The sequence below is a fragment of the Pseudomonas sp. 273 genome, from assembly GCF_029201425.1.
In the GTDB taxonomy this organism is placed as follows: domain Bacteria; phylum Pseudomonadota; class Gammaproteobacteria; order Pseudomonadales; family Pseudomonadaceae; genus Pseudomonas; species Pseudomonas delhiensis.
In genome coordinates this window covers 7,034,398-7,051,091 of sequence record NZ_CP116775.1, presented here as the reverse complement: position 1 = coordinate 7,051,091, position 16,694 = coordinate 7,034,398, and the positions used below count along the sequence as shown (strand labels likewise).

Genomic DNA, 16,694 nt, shown 5'->3' with positions numbered 1-16,694 from the left:
TCCAATTGTTTTTGATGTTCCGGGTGGCGTCGGCGGCTTCCCGCCTTCACCACCCGGTGAGCCTGGCCAACGCACAGGCGCAGTCTGTCAAAGGTCCGGTGAAAGACTCAAGACAGCGCTACGGCGGCGGTTTGATCGAGGCACTTGCGCGCCAGGGTGATCAACTCGTCGATCTCCGGCTTGGTGATGACCAGCGGCGGCGAAATAATCATAGTGTCTCCCACCGCGCGCATGATCAGGCCGTTGCGGAAGCAGTGCTCGCGGCACAGCATGCCGACGCCGTTCTCGAAGCGCTCGCGGGTCTTCTTGTTCTTCACCAGCTCCAGCGCGGCCACCATGCCGACGCCGCGGGCCTCGCCCACCAGCGGGTGGTCGGCCAGCTCCTGCCAGCGCTTCTGCAAGTAGGGTGCCGTTTCCGCCTTCACGGTCTCGACGATCTTCTCCTCGCGCAGGATGCGGATGTTCTCCAGGGCCACCGCTGCGGCCACGGGGTGACCAGAGTAAGTGAAGCCGTGGTAGAACTCGCCACCCTCATTCAGGGTATCGACGATCTCGTCGCGGACGATTACGCCGCCCATGGGGATGTAGCCGCTGGTCAGGCCCTTGGCGATCGGCATCAGGTCCGGGGCGTTGCCGTAGTACTGGCTGCCGAACCACTCGCCGGTACGGCCGAAGCCGCAGATGACTTCGTCGGCGATGAACAGGATCTCGTACTTGGCGAGGATCTCGCGGATCTTCGGCCAGTAGGTTTCCGGCGGGACGATCACGCCACCGGCGCCCTGGATCGGCTCGGCGATGAAGGCGGCGACGTTCTCCTCGCCGACTTCGAGAATCTTCTTCTCCAGCTGCTCGGCGGCCCAGACGCCGAACTCTTCCGCCGACATGTCGCCGCCCTCGCCGTACCAGTAGGGCTGGGCGATGTGCACGATGCCCGGGATCGGCAGGTCGCCCTGGCCGTGCAGGGCCTTCATGCCGCCGAGGCTGACGCCGGCGACGGTGGAGCCGTGGTAGCCGTTCCAGCGGCCGATGACCACCTTCTTCTGCGGCTTGCCCTTGATCGACCAGTAGTGGCGGACCATGCGCAGCACGGTGTCGTTGGACTCCGAGCCGGAGCCGGTGAAGAACACGTGGTTCATGCCTTCGGGGGCGATGTCGGCGATGGCCTTGGCCAGTTCCAGCACGGGCGGGTGCGCGGTCTGGAAGAACAGGTTGTAGTAGGGCAGCTCGAGCATCTGCTTGTAGGCGACCTCGGCGAGCTCCTTGCGACCATAGCCGACGTTCATGCACCACAGGCCGGCCATGCCATCGAGGATCTTGTTGCCCTCGCTGTCCCACAGGTACACGCCCTCGGCCTTGGTGATGATGCGCGCACCCTTCTCGTTCAGCTGCTTGTAGTCGGTGAACGGAGCCAGGTGGTGTTCGCGGCTGAGCGCCTGCCAGTGTTGGGTCTGGGCGCTGGTCTGTTTCGTCATTTTGGTAAAACCTCTCTGTAATGAACACGGGGCCCGGCCGGCAGGGCCGGACCCCACGCCGATCAGACGGACAGCAGGAGGAACTCCCGCTCCCAGGAACTGATCACCCGCTTGAAGTTCTCGTGTTCGGCACGTTTCACCGCGACGTAGCCGCGGATGAACTTGCTGCCCAGGTACTGTTCAAGGGTCTTGCTGCCTTCCATGGTTTCCAGTGCCGCCTCGATGGTCAGCGGCAGGCGCAGGTTACGGCGTTCGTAGCCGCGGCCCTTGACCTGGGCACTGGGTCTGATGCCTTCGACCATGCCGATGTAGCCGCACAGCAGGCTGGCGGCCAGGGCCAGGTACGGGTTGGCGTCGGCGCCGGCCAGGCGGTTTTCCACGCGGCGGTTCTCCGGGTTGGAATCCGGCACGCGCAGGCCCACGGTACGGTTCTCCTCGCCCCACTCGACGTTCACCGGCGCCGAGGTGTCGGGCAGGAAGCGGCGGAACGAGTTGACGTTCGGGGCGAACAGCGGCAGGGCCTCGGGGATGAAGCGCTGCAGGCCGCCGACGTGGTGCAGGAACAGCTCGCTCATGGTGCCGTCGGCATTGGAGAAGATGTTCTTGCCGGTCTTGATGTCGATGATGCTCTGGTGCAGGTGCATGGCGCTGCCCGGCTCGCCGGTCATCGGCTTGGCCATGAAGGTCGCGGCCACGTTGTGCTTGAGCGCGGCCTCGCGCATGGTGCGCTTGAACACCAGGATCTGGTCGGCCAGGTCCAGGGCATCGCCGTGACGGAAGTTGATCTCCATCTGCGCGGTGCCTTCCTCGTGGATCAGGGTGTCCAGGTCCAGGCCCTGCGCCTCGCACCAGTCGTACATGTCCTCGAACAGCGGGTCGAATTCGTTCGCCGCGTCGATGGAGAAGGACTGGCGGCCGGTCTCCTGGCGCCCGGAACGGCCCACGGGGGCCTGCAGCGGGTAGTCGGGGTCGTCGCTGCGCTTGGTCAGGTAGAACTCCATCTCCGGCGCCACGATCGGCTTCCAGCCCTTGTCGGCGTAGAGCTTGAGCACGCGCTTGAGAATGTTGCGCGGCGACAGCTCGATGGGGTTGCCGAGCTTGTCGTAGGTATCGTGGATGACCATCGCGGTGGGCTCGATGGCCCAGGGGACGAGGAACACGGCATTCTCGTCCGGGCGGCAGACCATGTCGATGTCCGCCGGGTCCAGCAGGTCGTAGTAGATGTCGTCCTCGACGTAATCACCGGTCACGGTCTGCAGGAGCACGGACTCCGGCAGGCGCATGCCCTTCTCGTTGAGGAATTTGTTGGTCGGCGCGATCTTGCCCCGGGCAATCCCGGTCAGGTCGGCGATCATGCATTCCACTTCGGTGATCTTGCGTTCCTTCAGCCAGCCGGTCAGCTGGTCTAGCTTGGTAGTCATAAAGACCTCAGGGTGTGAGAGCCCGGCCCCAACCGCCGGGCTCAACGTTGCCCCGCCCTCTTGCTGCAGGCTTTGCCGAATGCCTGGAAGATGGCGAGATAGTTGGGATTGGATCGGACCTGCCACTCCGGGTGCCACTGCACGCCGAGGGCGAAGGCCCTGGCACCTTCTACGGAGAAGGCTTCGACCAACCCGTCAGGCGCCAGTGCTTCTACGCGAAGGCCCGGCGCCAGACGTGCAACGCCTTGGCCATGAATGGAATTGACCTGGATCTGCGCCGGCAAGCCGATGCCGGCGAGAACGCCGCCCGGCTGCACGTCGACGACGTGGCGCGGGGCGTACTGCACCTCGACCGGCTCGTCGTCCGGCTCGCGGTGGTCCATGAATCCTGAAGTTTCGTGCACCTTCTGGTGCAGCGTGCCGCCGAGAGCCACGTTGATCTCCTGGAAACCGCGGCAGATGCCGAGTACCGGCACGCCAGCGGCGATCGCAGCGCGAATGAGCGGCAGTGTAGTAGCGTCTCGGGCGATGTCATGCAAAGTGCCTGCATCGCTCGCGGGCCCACTATAATGATGAGGCTCGACGTTCGACGGTGATCCGCTGAACAGCAGCCCATCGAGGCTGGAGAGCAAGGTGTCCTGGTCGAGAGCCTCGCCCAGGGCGGGAATGATCAACGGTAGACCATTGGCCCCGGCCACCACGGCGCTGACGTATTTGTCGCCGACGGTATGGCTGGTTTTATGACCGACTTGCCTGACGCAGGCGGTCACGCCTATTAACGGCAGGCGAGACATGGGACACCCGTGCTTGTAAGTGTTATGGGTTGCGACCGAGCTTAGCGCTGTTCATTTTTTTACACAATAGTCCTGTAAAAAATCGCACACGCCTCGCTGAACATCCCATGACAACACGCTTTCACGGCCCCTGAGACAAGCCGAAATGCCCCAGAAATGGCCACCTTGCACCATAAGCGGGCAGAAAGTGGCGCTATTGACATCAACAGGCCTTTCGGATTGACTCACACCCTAGCCCCCGAATGATTGATATTTTTAACAATAAAGGTGTTGCACCATGTCGGTACCCCCGAGTGCCGTTCCGCTCTCAGAAGCGACCGAGTTCCTGAAGGAACACCCCGAGGTCCAGTTCGTCGACCTCCTTATTGCAGATATGAATGGCGTGGTTCGCGGCAAGCGCATCGAGCGCACCAACCTGCCGAAAGTCTACGAGAAAGGCATCAATCTCCCCGCTTCGCTGTTTGCCCTCGACATCACTGGCTCCACCGTTGAAAGCACCGGCCTTGGCCTGGACATTGGCGACGCCGACCGTGTCTGCTATCCCATCCCCGACACCATAGCCATGGAACCCTGGCAGAAGCGCCCAACCGCGCAACTGCTGATGACCATGCATGAAATGGAAGGCGCGCCCTTCTTCGCCGACCCGCGTGAAGTCCTGCGCCAGGTCATCCAGAAATTCACCGACATCGGCCTGAGCATAGTCGCGGCCTTCGAACTGGAGTTCTACCTGATCGACCAGGAGAACGTGAACGGCCGTCCGCAGCCGCCGCGTTCGCCCATCTCCGGCAAGCGCCCGCAATCGGTACAGGTCTACTCCATCGACGACCTCGACGAGTATGCCGACTGCCTGCAGGACATCATCGACGGCGCCCGCGCCCAGGGCATCCCGGCCGACGCCATCGTCAAGGAAAGCGCCCCGGCGCAGTTCGAGGTCAACCTCCACCACGTCAACGATGCGCTCAAGGCCTGCGACTACGCGGTGCTGCTCAAGCGCCTGATCAAGAACGTGGCATACGACCACGAGATGGACTCGACCTTCATGGCCAAGCCCTACCCGGGCCAGGCCGGCAACGGTCTGCACGTTCACGTGTCGCTGCTGGACAAGGACGGCAAGAACATCTTCGCCAGCGAGGATCCCGAGCAGAACGCCGCGTTGCGTCACGCGATCGGCGGTGTGCTCGAGACCCTGCCGGCCTCCATGGCCTTCCTCTGCCCGAACGTCAACTCCTACCGCCGTTTCGGCTCGGCCTTCTTCGTGCCGAACGCGCCGAGCTGGGGCCTGGACAACCGTACCGTGGCCCTGCGCGTGCCCACCGGCGCAGCGGAAGCGGTACGCCTGGAACACCGGGTAGCCGGCGCGGACGCCAACCCCTACCTGCTGCTGGCCGCGGTCCTCGCCGGCGTCCACCACGGCCTGACCAACAAGGTCGAGCCGGGCGCGCCCATCGAGGGCAACGCCTACGAGCAACTGGAGCAGAGCCTGCCGAACAACCTGCGCGATGCCCTGCGCGAGCTGGACGACAGCGACGTGATGAACAAGTACATCAGCCCCGAGTACATCGACATCTTCGTCGCGTGCAAGGAACACGAGCTGCAGGAGTTCGAGTATTCGATCTCCGACCTCGAGTACAACTGGTACCTGCACACCGTATAGGAAACACCCCGGACAACGCCGGCCCCGCGCCGGCGTTCGTCCGATCGCCTTGCCCGCCGGGCGGCCGCAGTGCACGACTGCGCCATGCCTTCCCGGCCGGGCGGGCTTACCTCGCCTCACCCTGCTCTGCCGCTCCACGCTGCAACCAAGCCCCGGAATGGCCGCCGGCCGTCCATGCTGTGCCTTGACATACAGGGAGAATGCCAATGCCACGCCTGCTCGCCCCGCTGTTGCTGCTGCTCTGCCCACTGTTCGCCCAGGCCGAGGACGTCATCCGCGTCTACAACTGGAACGACTACATCGCCCCGGAAGCGCTCAAGGATTTCGAGAAGGCCAGCGGCGTCCGTGTCGAGTACCACACCTACAGCACCGCCGAGGAACTGAAACAGGCGCTGCACTCCGGCGAGAAGATCGACGTCGCCGTCCCCTCCCACAACGACCTGCCGCAGCTGATCAAGGACAAGCTGATCCAGCCGCTGGACTTCACCCGCCTGCCCAACCGCAGCCACCTCGACCCGCAACTGATGAGCAAGCTGGCCGCCGTCGACCCCGACAACCGCCATGCCGTGCCTTACCTGTGGGGCGCCGTGGGCCTGGCGGTGAACCAGCCGCAGGCCGAGAAGGCCCTGGGCGGGCCGGTGCCGGACAGCTGGGGCCTGCTGTTCGACCCGCAATACAGCGCGCGCCTGAAGAGCTGCGGGCTGAGCCTGCTGGACGCGCCCGACGAGACCTTCTCGGTGCTGATGAACTACCAGGGGCGCAACTTCGCCCGCAGCGCGCCGACGCAGATCCGCCGCGCCGGCCAGGTGCTCGCGGCGCTGCGCCCGAACCTGCGCTACATCGACAGCGAGCGCTACATCCAGGACCTCAACGACGGCAAGCTGTGCGTGGCCATGGCCTGGGTCGGCGACGCCCTGCACGCGGCCCGCGCCGGGCAGCCGGTGCACTTCGTGGTGCCGCAGGAAGGCTCGGTGCTGTTCATCGACAACCTGGTGGTGCCCAGCAGCGCCCAGCACCCGGACCTGGCCCTGCGCTTCATCGACTTCATGCTGCAGCCGAAGGTCGCCGCCCAGGTCACCGCCGCCACCCTCTACCCGAACGCCAACGTCGATGCCGCGGCCTTCCTCGACGCCGAACTGCGCCAGCAGCCGGGCCTGTACCCGGACCAGGAGACCAAGCGCCGCCTGTTCGCCCTGGAAATCGCCCCGGAAAAGACCGCCCCGGTGCTCAAGGAAACCTGGGACAAGCTGCTGGCCGACCACTGACGGCCAGCGGCGCGCCGCCACGCCACGGCGGCGCCAAGCCTGCGAACTTGCTCCGGGCGCATGAGCTGAAGTCCAATAGCCGCTCATGCCCGGAGAACCCCATGCCCGCCCCACCAGCTTCCGCAAGCCCCGCGCCAGCAGCCAGGCGCGCATCGCCAGCATCCTCGACGCCGCCCGCGCCCTGCTCGCCGAAGACGGCACCGCCGGCCTGTCGATCTACGCCGTGGCGGAGCGGGCGGACATACCGCCGTCCTCGGTCTACCACTTCTTCCCCAGCGTGCCGGCGCTGCTGCAGGCGCTGACCGGCGAAGTCCACGCCGCCTTCCGCGCCTGCCTGGCGGCGCCGGTGGACCACGAGGCCCTGCGCGACTGGCACGACCTCTCGCGGCTGGTGGAAGAGCGCATGCTCGCCGTCTACGCCGCCGATGCCGCGGCGCGCCAGCTGATCCTCGCCAGCCACGGCCTGGCCGAGGTGACCCTCGCCGACCGCCAGCACGACATGGAGCTGGGCCGCTCCATGCAGGCGCTGTTCGACCGCCACTTCCACCTCCCCGAACTGCCGGCGGACATCGAGGTGTTCAGCCTGGCCATGGAACTGGGCGACCGCGTCTACGCCCTCTCGATGCAACGCCACGGCCGCATCGAACCGCGCCTGGCCGAGGAAGGCATGCGGGTGTTCGATGCTTATCTGGGGCTGTATTTGCCGCCGTTTTTGCCTAAACGGCGGCTGTAAGCCTCAAGCTGCAAGCTGCAAGCAGGAGCTGCTTTCGCTTGCGGCTTGGGGCTTATCGCTTGCAGCTTTAAGTCCGATATTTATCTGCCTTTTCATCGGATTCAGCCCTTCGATAGAAAAATATCGCTTTAAAAGCCGATTTTTATCGGATATAAATCGCCTCAGTTCCGCGAAAGGCGCCGACCTCACGCCTTCTTGCGGCACCCTGCGGCCGCCGCCTAATCCGGAAGGCCGATAAGTATCCGAATAAAAAGGTGTTCCATGACCCGTACCGTCACCGTCGCCGCCACCCAGATGGCGTGCTCCTGGGATGTCCAGGCCAATATCGCCAATGCCGAGAAGCTGGTGCGCCAGGCGGCCGCCCAGGGCGCGCAGATCATCCTGATCCAGGAACTGTTCGAGACCCCCTACTTCTGCCAGAAGCCCAACGCCGACTACACCCAGCTGGCCACCCCGGTGGAAGAGAACCCGGCCATCGCGCACTTCCAGAAGGTCGCTGCCGAACTGAAGGTCGTGCTGCCGATCAGCTTCTTCGAGCGCGCCGGCCGCGCGCGCTTCAACAGCATCGCCATCATCGACGCCGACGGCAGCAACCTGGGCGTGTACCGCAAGAGCCACATCCCGGACGGCCCCGGCTACCACGAGAAGTACTACTTCAACCCGGGCGACACCGGCTTCAAGGTCTGGGACACCGCCTACGCGCGCATCGGCGTCGGCATCTGCTGGGACCAGTGGTTCCCCGAATGCGCCCGCAGCATGGCGCTGATGGGCGCCGAGGTGCTGTTCTACCCGACCGCCATCGGCAGCGAGCCGCATGACGCCAGCATCACCTCGCGCGACCACTGGCAGCGCGTGCAGCAGGGCCATGCCGGCGCCAACCTGATGCCGCTGGTGGCTTCCAACCGCATCGGCAAGGAAGAGCAGGACGGCTACGACATCACCTTCTACGGCTCCTCGTTCATCGCCGATCAGTTCGGCAAGAAGGTCCAGGAACTGGGCGAGACCGAGGAAGGCATCCTGGTGCACAGCTTCGACCTGGACGCCCTGGAGAAAGTCCGCACCGCCTGGGGTGTGTTCCGCGACCGCCGTCCGAACCTATACTGGCCGATCGCGACCCTCGACGGAGAGAACCTCTCCGAATGACCCCGCGCGGTGGGAGGCGATCCCTCCCGCCGCTTCGTCCGTAGCTGCCCGCACCTGGTGATCCCATGACCACTCTGACCAGTACCCCCCGCGCCGACGGCTTCCGCATGCCGGCGGAATGGGAACCCCACACCCAGACCTGGATGGTCTGGCCCGAGCGCCCGGACAACTGGCGCCTGGGCGGCAAGCCGGCGCAGGCCGCCTTCAGCGCCGTGGCCGAGGCCATCGCGCGCTTCGAGCCGGTCACCGTCTGCGTTTCCGCCGCCCAGTTCGAGAACGCCCGCGCGCGCCTGAGCGACGCCATCCGGGTGATCGAGATCAGCAACGACGACGCCTGGGTGCGCGACACCGGCCCGACCTTCGTGGTGAACGACCAGGGCGCCGTGCGCGGCGTGGACTGGACCTTCAACGCCTGGGGCGGCCTCGACGGCGGCCTGTACTTCCCCTGGCTGCGCGACGACCAGGTGGCGGCGAAGATCCTCCAGGTCGAACGTTGCGGGCGCTACCGCACCGAAGGCTTCGTGCTCGAGGGCGGCTCCATCCACGTGGATGGCGAAGGCACCGTCATCACCACCGAGGAATGCCTGCTCAACCGCAACCGCAACCCGCACCTGTCCCGCGAGGAGATCGAGCAGGTCCTGCGCGAGCACCTGGCGGTGGACAGCGTGATCTGGCTGCCGGACGGCCTGTACAACGACGAGACCAACGGCCACGTCGACAACTTCTGCTGCTACGTGCGCCCGGGCGAAGTGCTGCTGGCCTGGACCGACGACGTCAACGACCCCAACTACCCGCGCTGCCAGGCCGCCATGCGCGTGCTGGAACAGGCGCGCGACGCCAAGGGCCGGCAGCTGGTGGTGCACAAGATGCCGATCCCCGGCCCGCTGCATGCGACCGAGGAAGAGTGCTCCGGCGTCGACCTGGTGGAAGGCAGCCAGGAGCGCGACCCGTCGATCCGCCTGGCCGGCTCCTACGTGAACTTCCTGATCGTCAACGGCGGCATCGTCGCGCCCAGCTTCGACGATCCGAAGGACGCCGAGGCCAAGGCCATCCTCCAGCGCGTGTTCCCCGAGCACGAAGTGGTGATGGTGCCGGGCCGGGAAATCCTCCTGGGCGGCGGCAACATCCACTGCATCACCCAGCAGCAACCGGCGCCGCAGAAACGCTGAGCCGGCAGCCGCCAACGAAAAGGCCGTCGCCCCGCAAGGGACGACGGCCTTTTTCATCACGGTACCCATCGCAAGATCCGCAGGCGAGCATGGCTTCTCGTAGGAGCGGACTCCGTCCGCGATGGGCCGGCCCCACACACGGTGCTTCCCTGTAGGAGCGCGCCCTGCGCGCGAAATCGCGGGCAGGGCCCGCTCCTACAATCCACCTCGCCGTGAGGCATGGCCTCCCCCCGTAGGAGCGGACCTTGTCCGCGATAGCCGCAACCTCCGGCGCGCTCCTACGGAAAGCCCTGGCTCTAGAACAGCGGCAGGGTGTAGCTGACGATCAGGCGGTTCTCGTCCTGGTCGCGCTGGGCCGGGGTAGCGCCCTGGGCCGGCAGGCCGCTGCGCAGCGAGGCGTTCTTCCAGGTGAAGCCCAGGCCCTTGAAGGTACCGTCCGGGATCACGTAGGCCAGGGTGATGTCGCGCTCCCACTCGCTCTGGTCGCCGCGGGCGGTGTCGATGTTGTCGCCGCGCAGGTACAGGGCCTGGAAGGTCAGGCCCGGCAGGCCGGCCTGGGCGAAGTCGTAGCCGTAGCGGGCCTGCCAGGTACGCTCACCGGCACGCAGGAACTTGCCGATCTGCACGTCGGTGATCAGGTAGGCGGTGGCGCCATCGCCGTTGTTGATGAACGGGAAGTCGCTGTCGCCGCTGAGCTGCTGGTAGCCGACACCGAAGCTGTGGCCGCTGACGATGTAGGTGAACAGGCCGCTGTAGGCCTTGTTGTCGACTTCGCCCTTGGTCACGCCGTTGCCGTAGTAACCGGAGGTGTAGTAGCGCGAGTCATGGCTGTTCTTGCCGTCGTCGCTGCTGTTGAAGTAGCGCAGGTCGCTCTTCAGGACGCCCGGGCCGATCGCCCAGTTGTGCTGCAGGCCGAGGAAGTGCTGTTTGTAGAAGTCCTGCAGGTTGCCGTAGTAGTACTGCAGGGTCAGGTCCTTGGTCAGCTTGTAGTCGACGCCACCGTAGTAGAACTTGTTGACGAACTCGCCGGTGCGCGCGTTGTTGGCGCCGGCGATGGACAGCCCCTCGTTGTTGCTCGAGCTGCGGCCCTTGGTGTGCTCCAGCTGGCCGCCGATCAGCGTCAGGTCCTTGAACTCGTTGGAGGTGATCTGGCCGCCTTCGAAGGTCTGCGGCAGCAGGCGACCGTCGTTGTAGGTCACCACCGGCAGCTTGGGCAGCAGGGTGCCGTAGCGCAGTTCGGTGGAGGAAACCTTCACCTTGGCGGTCGCCCCCAGGTGCGAGAAGTCGTCCACCGCGCGGCCATCGCCATCGGTGGGGAACACGGTGCCGGAGAAGCTGGAGCTGGTCGGGTTGTAGTGGGTGCCCTTGCCGCTGTCCAGGCGCACACCCAGCAGCCCCAGCGCATCGACGCCGAAGCCGACGGTGCCTTCGGTGAAGCCGGAGGTGTAGTTCAGCAGGAAGCCCTGGCCCCATTCCTCCTGCTTGCTCGGCTCGGCCGTGCCATTGCGGTTGTCGCTGTTGATGTAGAAGTTGCGCAGGGTCAGGCTGGCCTTGCTGTCCTCGATGAAGCCGCCGGCGCTGGCCAGCGGAGCATGGGCGCCAAGGGCAGCGGCCGCCACGGCCAACGCCAGGGTGGATTGCGTGATGTTACGACTCTTCATTGGTAATCCCCATTTATTGATCTTGTGTGAAGTCGGCAAAGCGCCAGGCGCCGCACGGCGCAAATTCCTCCGCCCAGTCGCACGGCCGGGCACGGCCCGGGCCTGCAGGCGAATGGCGGTCGGTCAGTCGGACGCCCCTAGGCGGGGTCTCTACGTGGGCAAGCAGGCAGGAAGGAACTTGCGGAAAGGCATGGCAGCGTCATGGTGAATGCTCGTGTCTTGTTCTTGTGGGCGAAACCTGAGGCTTCACCCCGACATGGCAAACCCCGGGCCAATCGGCCCGGCATGTCCCGACACGTGGACTGGCGCGGGTTGGCATCCCGTAGCCGGCTCCTTCGCTGCGCGCTGGTCAGCGGAAATCCGCCACCTTCCCCGGCCTGGCTGGCGGTTTGTCGCCATGCTCACCGGACTTCATTGCCTGGACCCTACGGCCACGCTGGGGCAACGATAAGCAATCGGGAATAAATCCAAAAAGAATTAATTATTAAAATGTAATTTCATTTTGGAATAAATAATGCGCCATCGCGCCCCGCCAATCCATTTCCCGATAGGGGTACGGGACGGGGGCGAAAGAGGTAGCGGCGCGGAAAAGCGCCGCCTCAGGCCTGCTCGATACGGTCCTTGCCGTTGCGCTTGGCCTGGTACAACGCGGCGTCGGCCCGGCCGTAGAGCGCCGAGAGGTTCTCGTCGTGGGGCAGCAGCAGGGTCAGGCCCTGGCTGACGCTGATACCGAAGGTCTGCTCGTCTTCCTTGAAGCGCAGGCGCTGCACCTCGCGCTGCAGGCGCTCGCCGATCTGCCGGGCGGTCACCTGGTCGCAGCCGGGCAGCAGCACGGCGAACTCCTCGCCGCCGATGCGGCCGAACAGGTCGCCGCGGCGCAGCGCGCCGGAGGCGCACTGGGCCACGCGCTGCAGCACGCGGTCGCCGACCTGGTGGCCGTAGCGGTCGTTGACCTTCTTGAAGTCGTCCACGTCCAGCAGGAGGAAGGCCAGGGCCGCGCCGGCCTGCTTGGATTCGTTGAAGGCCTGCTCGGCGTTGTCGAAGAAGTAGCGGCGGTTGCTGCTCTGGGTCAGCACGTCGGTGGTCGCCAGGCGCTGCAGCTCGCTTTCCAAGTGTTTCTTGTCGGTGATGTCCTCGGCGATGCCGACCACCATCAACGGCAGGCCGGCCTCGCTGTGCTGGCTGATGAAGCATTTGTCGCTGAGCCAGCGCACCTCGCCGTCGGCGCGCAGGATGCGGTACTCGCGCTGCTCCACGGCGCCACGCTCGAGCACCTGCAGCAGGCTGCTGGCGGCGTAGTCGAGATCGTCCGGGTAGATGGCGTTGAGCCATTCGTTGTAGTCGGCCAGCAGCAGGGCCGCCGAACGGCCGAAGATGCGCTCGTAGGCGGGGCTGACGTAGACCATGCGCTGGGCCTGCCAGTCGAAGGCCCAGAGCACCGCGTTGACGCTGGCCAGCAGGGCGCTGAAGAGCTGCTCGCGTTCTTTCAGGCGCTCCACTTCGGCGCGGCTGTGCAGCAATGCCAGCAGCGCTTCGTCGAGATCCTGCGGCGCCCTGTACCTGTCGTCCATGTGTCAGCTTCCTACAACTAATCGAGTGGTCTATGACCGCAAAATTAGCCAAGTGCTCGACAAAAAAAGAAAAAGCCCGCCGAACGGCGGGCTTTTTGTGATGGACCTCTCAGATATCGGCCGGGCTCAGACAGCCGGGCGCAGCGAGTAGGTCTTCAGCTGTTCGGCGAAGTCGCGCAGCGACTGGATGCCACTGGCCTCGGCCTCCTGCACCCACTGCTTGATGGCGGCCAGCATGTCGTGGCCGTTGGCGCTGGTCTTCAGCCAGATCTGCTGCAGCGCCAGGCGCTTCTCGTAGATCACCTGCAGGGCCTGGCTGTGCGCCAGCAGGCGCTCGATGCGCGCGTGGTGGCACTCTTCCAGCAGGCTGGTCTCGCGGGAGAGCAGGCGCTTGCCGCGGCGGAACAGGTGGCGGACGTTGGCGTCGGCCTTGGCCAGTTCCTGCTTGACCAGCGGGCCGATCACCAGCTTGCGGTACTGGGCCATGATCTGGAAGCGGTTGTTGAGGATGGCCATGGCGGTGTCCATGTCCAGGCTGCCCTTGCCTTCCACCCGGTGGGCGATCGGCGCCACCCGCGCCACCTTGGCCAGGCGCAGGAAGCAGAACAGCTTGATCCAGGCCCAGCCCAGGTCGAACTCCCACTTCTTCACCGACAGCTTGGCCGAGTTGGGGTAGGTGTGGTGGTTGTTGTGCAGCTCCTCGCCGCCAATGACGATGCCCCAGGGCACCAGGTTGGTGGCGGCGTCGCGGCACTCGAAGTTGCGGTAGCCCACGGCGTGGCCCAGGCCGTTGATGACGCCGGCGGCCCAGAACGGGATCCAGGCCATCTGCACGGCCCAGACGGTCAGGCCGAGGGCGCCGAACAGGGCGACGTCGATCAGCACCATCAGGGCGATGCCGCCCAGCGGGAAGCGGCCGTAGAGGTTGCGCTCCAGCCAGTCGTCCGGGCAGTTCTTGCCGTAGATGCGCAGGGTGTCCGGGTTCTTCGCTTCCTCGCGGTAGAGTTCGGCGCCCTTGCGCAGCACGGTGCCCAGGCCCTTGTACACCGGGCTGTGCGGGTCTTCGGCGGTCTCGCACTTGGCGTGGTGCTTGCGGTGGATGGCGGTCCACTCGCGGGTGTTCATCCCGGTGGTCATCCACAGCCAGAAACGGAAGAAGTGTTGCAGCGCCGGATGCAGTTCGAGGGCGCGGTGGGCGGAATAGCGATGCAGGTAGACAGTCACGCTGACGATGGTGACGTGGGTGAGCGCCAGCGTGACCACGATCAGTTGCCACAGCGGCAGATCAAGGAAACCGTTGTACCACATGAATGATAATGAACCTCGGCAATGGTCGATGAGCCTGGAACCAGGCCAGCTCGCATTATCACCAAGCGCGGCGGGAAAACCATCCGGTCTTTTTGATATGAACAGGGGCCATTGGCCATCCTCTATACTGCGCAGCCAATAACTCGTCCCCCTCGTCGCAATGAACCCACGCCCGAGTGCCCTCCGCATCTGCCTGCTGTACCTGCTGTTCGCCTGCCTGTGGGGGCTGACGAGCGACCGGCTGCTGCGCCTGGCGGTCGGCGAAGGCAACCTGCTGCCATGGCTGGTGGCGAAAAAGTATCTTTTCTTTGCCATCAGCGCCGGCGTGCTCTTCCTGCTGATGGCCCGGCAGCTGAAGTGGATGCGGCGCGCCCTGGCCGCCCGCGAGCGGAGCGAACGGCGCTTCGAGCGGGCCCTGGACGCCCTGGACGACGGCCTCTGGGAGTGGGATATCGAGCAGCACCGGGTGTTCTACTCGCCCGGCTACGCGCGGATGACCGGCCTGAGCGCGGAAGAACTGGGCGACAGCTTCGGCACCTGGGAGCAGCGGCTGCACCCGGACGACCGCGACAGCGTGCTGGCCCAGCACCGCGACCTCCTGCAGCGGCGCAGCGAGCGCCTGGAATGCACCTACCGCCTGCGCCACGCCGACGGCAGCTACCGCTGGGTGCATGCCCGCGCGCGCCTGAGCGGCGGCCACGGCGGCGAGCCGCTGCGCATGACCGGCGTCAGCCGCGACGTCACCGAGCAACGCAAGGCCAACGACCACCTGCGCCAGGCCGCGGCAGTGTTCGAGGCGACCCAGGAAGGCTTGCTGGTGACCGACGAGAAGGGCGTGATCCTCCACGTCAACCCGTCGTTCCAGCGCATCACCGGCTACAGCGCCGACGAAGTGGTGGGGCGCAACCCCTCGATGCTCAAGTCCGGGCGCCAGGACGATGCCTTCTACCAGCGCATGTGGCAGGCCCTGAACACCGAGGGCCTGTGGTGCGGGGAAATCTGGAACCGGCGCAAGAGCGGCGAGGTGTACCCGCAATGGCAGCACATCTGCGCCGTGCATGACGAGCAGGGGCGCCTGACGCACTACGTCGCGGTGTTCTCCGACCTCAGCAGCATCAAGCGCTCGCAGCACGAGCTGGACTTCCTCGCCCACCACGACCCGCTCACCGGGCTGCCCAACCGCCTGCTGCTGCGCGAGCGCCTCGAACAGGCCCTGGCCCGCGCCGAGCGCGAACAGGGCGGCGGCGCCCTGCTGCTGCTCGACCTGGACCACTTCAAGCACGTCAACGACAGCCTCGGCCACAGCGCCGGCGACCAGTTGGTCAAGACGGTGGCCGAGCGCCTGCGCGGCTGCCTCGACGAGCACGCCTCCCTGGCGCGCCTGGGCGGCGACGAGTTCGCCGTGGTCCTGGAAAGCCAGCAGCCGCACCATGCCAGCAGCCTCGCCCAGCACCTGCTGGAAGCCATGCACGCGCCCTTCGAGGTGCAGGGGCAGCCGGTCTACATCTCCGCCAGCCTGGGCGTCAGCCTGTTCCCCGAGGACGCCCGCGACGTCGACCACCTGCTGCGCCACGCCGACGCCGCGCTGTTCCAGGCCAAGGCCAGCGGGCGCAACCTGTACGCCTTCTACACCCCGGAACTGACCGCCCGCGCCCGCTCCCACGTGCAGGTGGAGGCGGCCCTGCGCCAGGCGCTGGAGCACGACGAGCTGCGCGTGTACTACCAGCCGGTGCACGACCTGGCCAGCGGCCGGGTGGTCGGGGTGGAGTCGCTGGTGCGCTGGCAGCACCCGCAACGCGGCCTGGTGCCGCCCTGCGAATTCATCCCGGTGGCCGAGGAATGCGGGCTGATCGCCGCCATCGACACCTGGGTGCTGGACCAGGCCTGCCGGCAGATGCGCCAGTGGCTGGACGAGGGCGTGGCGCTGGAGTTCGTCGCGGTGAACCTGTCCAGCCGCCTGTTCGGCCGAGACGGCCTGGAGCAGCGGGTGGCTCGCGCCCTGCAGGAAAGCGGCCTGCAGCCGCGGCACCTGGAGCTGGAAGTGACCGAGAGCGCCATCATGCAGAACATCGACCAGTCGGTGGCCCTGCTGCAGCGCCTGCGCGGGCTCGGCGTGCAGCTGGCGATCGACGACTTCGGCACCGGCTATTCCTCGCTGATGCGCCTCAAGCGCATGCCGGTGCAGAAGCTGAAGATCGACCAGGGCTTCGTCGCCGGCCTGCCCGACGACGCCGAGGACGCAGCCATCGCCCGCGCCATCATCGCCCTGGCGCGGAGCATGGGCCTGCACGTGGTGGCCGAGGGCATCGAGCGTCCGGACCAGGCGGCCTTCCTGCTCGACCACGCCTGCGACGCCGGCCAGGGCTACTGGTACGGCCGCCCGCAGCCCGCCGACGAGCTGCCCTGGGCACGGGCGGCATCGCGCCAGCCAAGTTAAAACCTTGTGGAATATAAAAATTCTTAAATAGTATTTTTAAGAATATTCGACTCCTGCCTAAGATGC

The 16,694-nt window shown here is 65.8% G+C and carries 12 protein-coding genes; 6 read left to right on the top strand and 6 right to left on the bottom strand.

All coding sequences use genetic code 11. The features are described 5' to 3' along the window. Positions 1 to 107 precede the first annotated feature (107 nt). From PKO50_RS32265 to PKO50_RS32255, 3 genes are all read right to left on the bottom strand, one after another. Entirely contained in the window at positions 108 to 1,472 is a 1,365-nt protein-coding gene (locus PKO50_RS32265) for an aspartate aminotransferase family protein (protein WP_275628281.1), read from the bottom strand. 62 nt (positions 1,473 to 1,534) lie between these two features. Then, positions 1,535 to 2,893, bottom strand: a complete 1,359-nt coding sequence (locus PKO50_RS32260; protein WP_109935454.1) for a glutamine synthetase family protein — start codon at positions 2,891 to 2,893, stop codon at positions 1,535 to 1,537. Between the two features lie 41 nt (positions 2,894 to 2,934). Continuing rightward, positions 2,935 to 3,687: a gamma-glutamyl-gamma-aminobutyrate hydrolase family protein gene (locus PKO50_RS32255; RefSeq protein ID WP_275628280.1), complete on the bottom strand. Its 753-nt coding sequence runs from the start codon at positions 3,685 to 3,687 to the stop codon at positions 2,935 to 2,937. Between the two features lie 277 nt (positions 3,688 to 3,964). Here PKO50_RS32255 and PKO50_RS32250 point away from each other — a divergent pair, with 277 nt between their 5' ends. The 5 genes from PKO50_RS32250 to aguA all read left to right on the top strand — a co-directional run bounded on the left by PKO50_RS32250 (position 3,965) and on the right by aguA (position 9,651). Then, positions 3,965 to 5,341: a glutamine synthetase family protein gene (locus PKO50_RS32250; RefSeq protein ID WP_109935456.1), complete on the top strand. Its 1,377-nt coding sequence runs from the start codon at positions 3,965 to 3,967 to the stop codon at positions 5,339 to 5,341. 206 nt (positions 5,342 to 5,547) lie between these two features. Then, positions 5,548 to 6,606 carry a polyamine ABC transporter substrate-binding protein gene (locus tag PKO50_RS32245; RefSeq protein WP_275628279.1) on the top strand — a complete coding sequence of 353 codons (1,059 nt, stop codon included), beginning with the start codon at positions 5,548 to 5,550 and terminating at the stop codon, positions 6,604 to 6,606. 85 nt (positions 6,607 to 6,691) lie between these two features. Then, on the top strand, positions 6,692 to 7,339 hold the full coding sequence (locus tag PKO50_RS32240) for a TetR/AcrR family transcriptional regulator (protein WP_275628278.1): 648 nt from the start codon (positions 6,692 to 6,694) through the stop codon (positions 7,337 to 7,339). A gap of 261 nt (positions 7,340 to 7,600) precedes the next feature. Next, positions 7,601 to 8,482: an N-carbamoylputrescine amidase gene (gene aguB, locus PKO50_RS32235; RefSeq protein ID WP_275628277.1), complete on the top strand. Its 882-nt coding sequence runs from the start codon at positions 7,601 to 7,603 to the stop codon at positions 8,480 to 8,482. A 65-nt stretch (positions 8,483 to 8,547) separates the two neighbouring features. Then, a complete protein-coding gene (gene aguA / locus PKO50_RS32230; RefSeq protein ID WP_275628276.1) occupies positions 8,548 to 9,651 on the top strand; it encodes an agmatine deiminase in 1,104 nt (367 codons plus the stop codon). 296 nt (positions 9,652 to 9,947) lie between these two features. Here the strand turns inward: aguA and PKO50_RS32225 are convergent, their stop codons facing one another. The 3 genes from PKO50_RS32225 to desA all read right to left on the bottom strand — a co-directional run bounded on the left by PKO50_RS32225 (position 9,948) and on the right by desA (position 14,191). Next, entirely contained in the window at positions 9,948 to 11,312 is a 1,365-nt protein-coding gene (locus PKO50_RS32225; protein ID WP_275628275.1) for an OprD family porin, read from the bottom strand. 599 nt (positions 11,313 to 11,911) lie between these two features. Then, positions 11,912 to 12,883 (bottom strand): sensor domain-containing diguanylate cyclase, encoded by a 972-nt coding sequence (locus PKO50_RS32220; protein ID WP_109932682.1) that lies wholly within the window; start codon positions 12,881 to 12,883, stop codon positions 11,912 to 11,914. Between the two features lie 126 nt (positions 12,884 to 13,009). Next, entirely contained in the window at positions 13,010 to 14,191 is a 1,182-nt protein-coding gene (gene desA / locus PKO50_RS32215) for a delta-9 fatty acid desaturase DesA (RefSeq protein ID WP_275628274.1), read from the bottom strand. A gap of 160 nt (positions 14,192 to 14,351) precedes the next feature. Here desA and PKO50_RS32210 point away from each other — a divergent pair, with 160 nt between their 5' ends. Further along, positions 14,352 to 16,628 carry a GGDEF and EAL domain-containing protein gene (locus PKO50_RS32210; protein ID WP_275628273.1) on the top strand — a complete coding sequence of 759 codons (2,277 nt, stop codon included), beginning with the start codon at positions 14,352 to 14,354 and terminating at the stop codon, positions 16,626 to 16,628. The last annotated feature ends 66 nt before the right edge of the window (positions 16,629 to 16,694 follow it).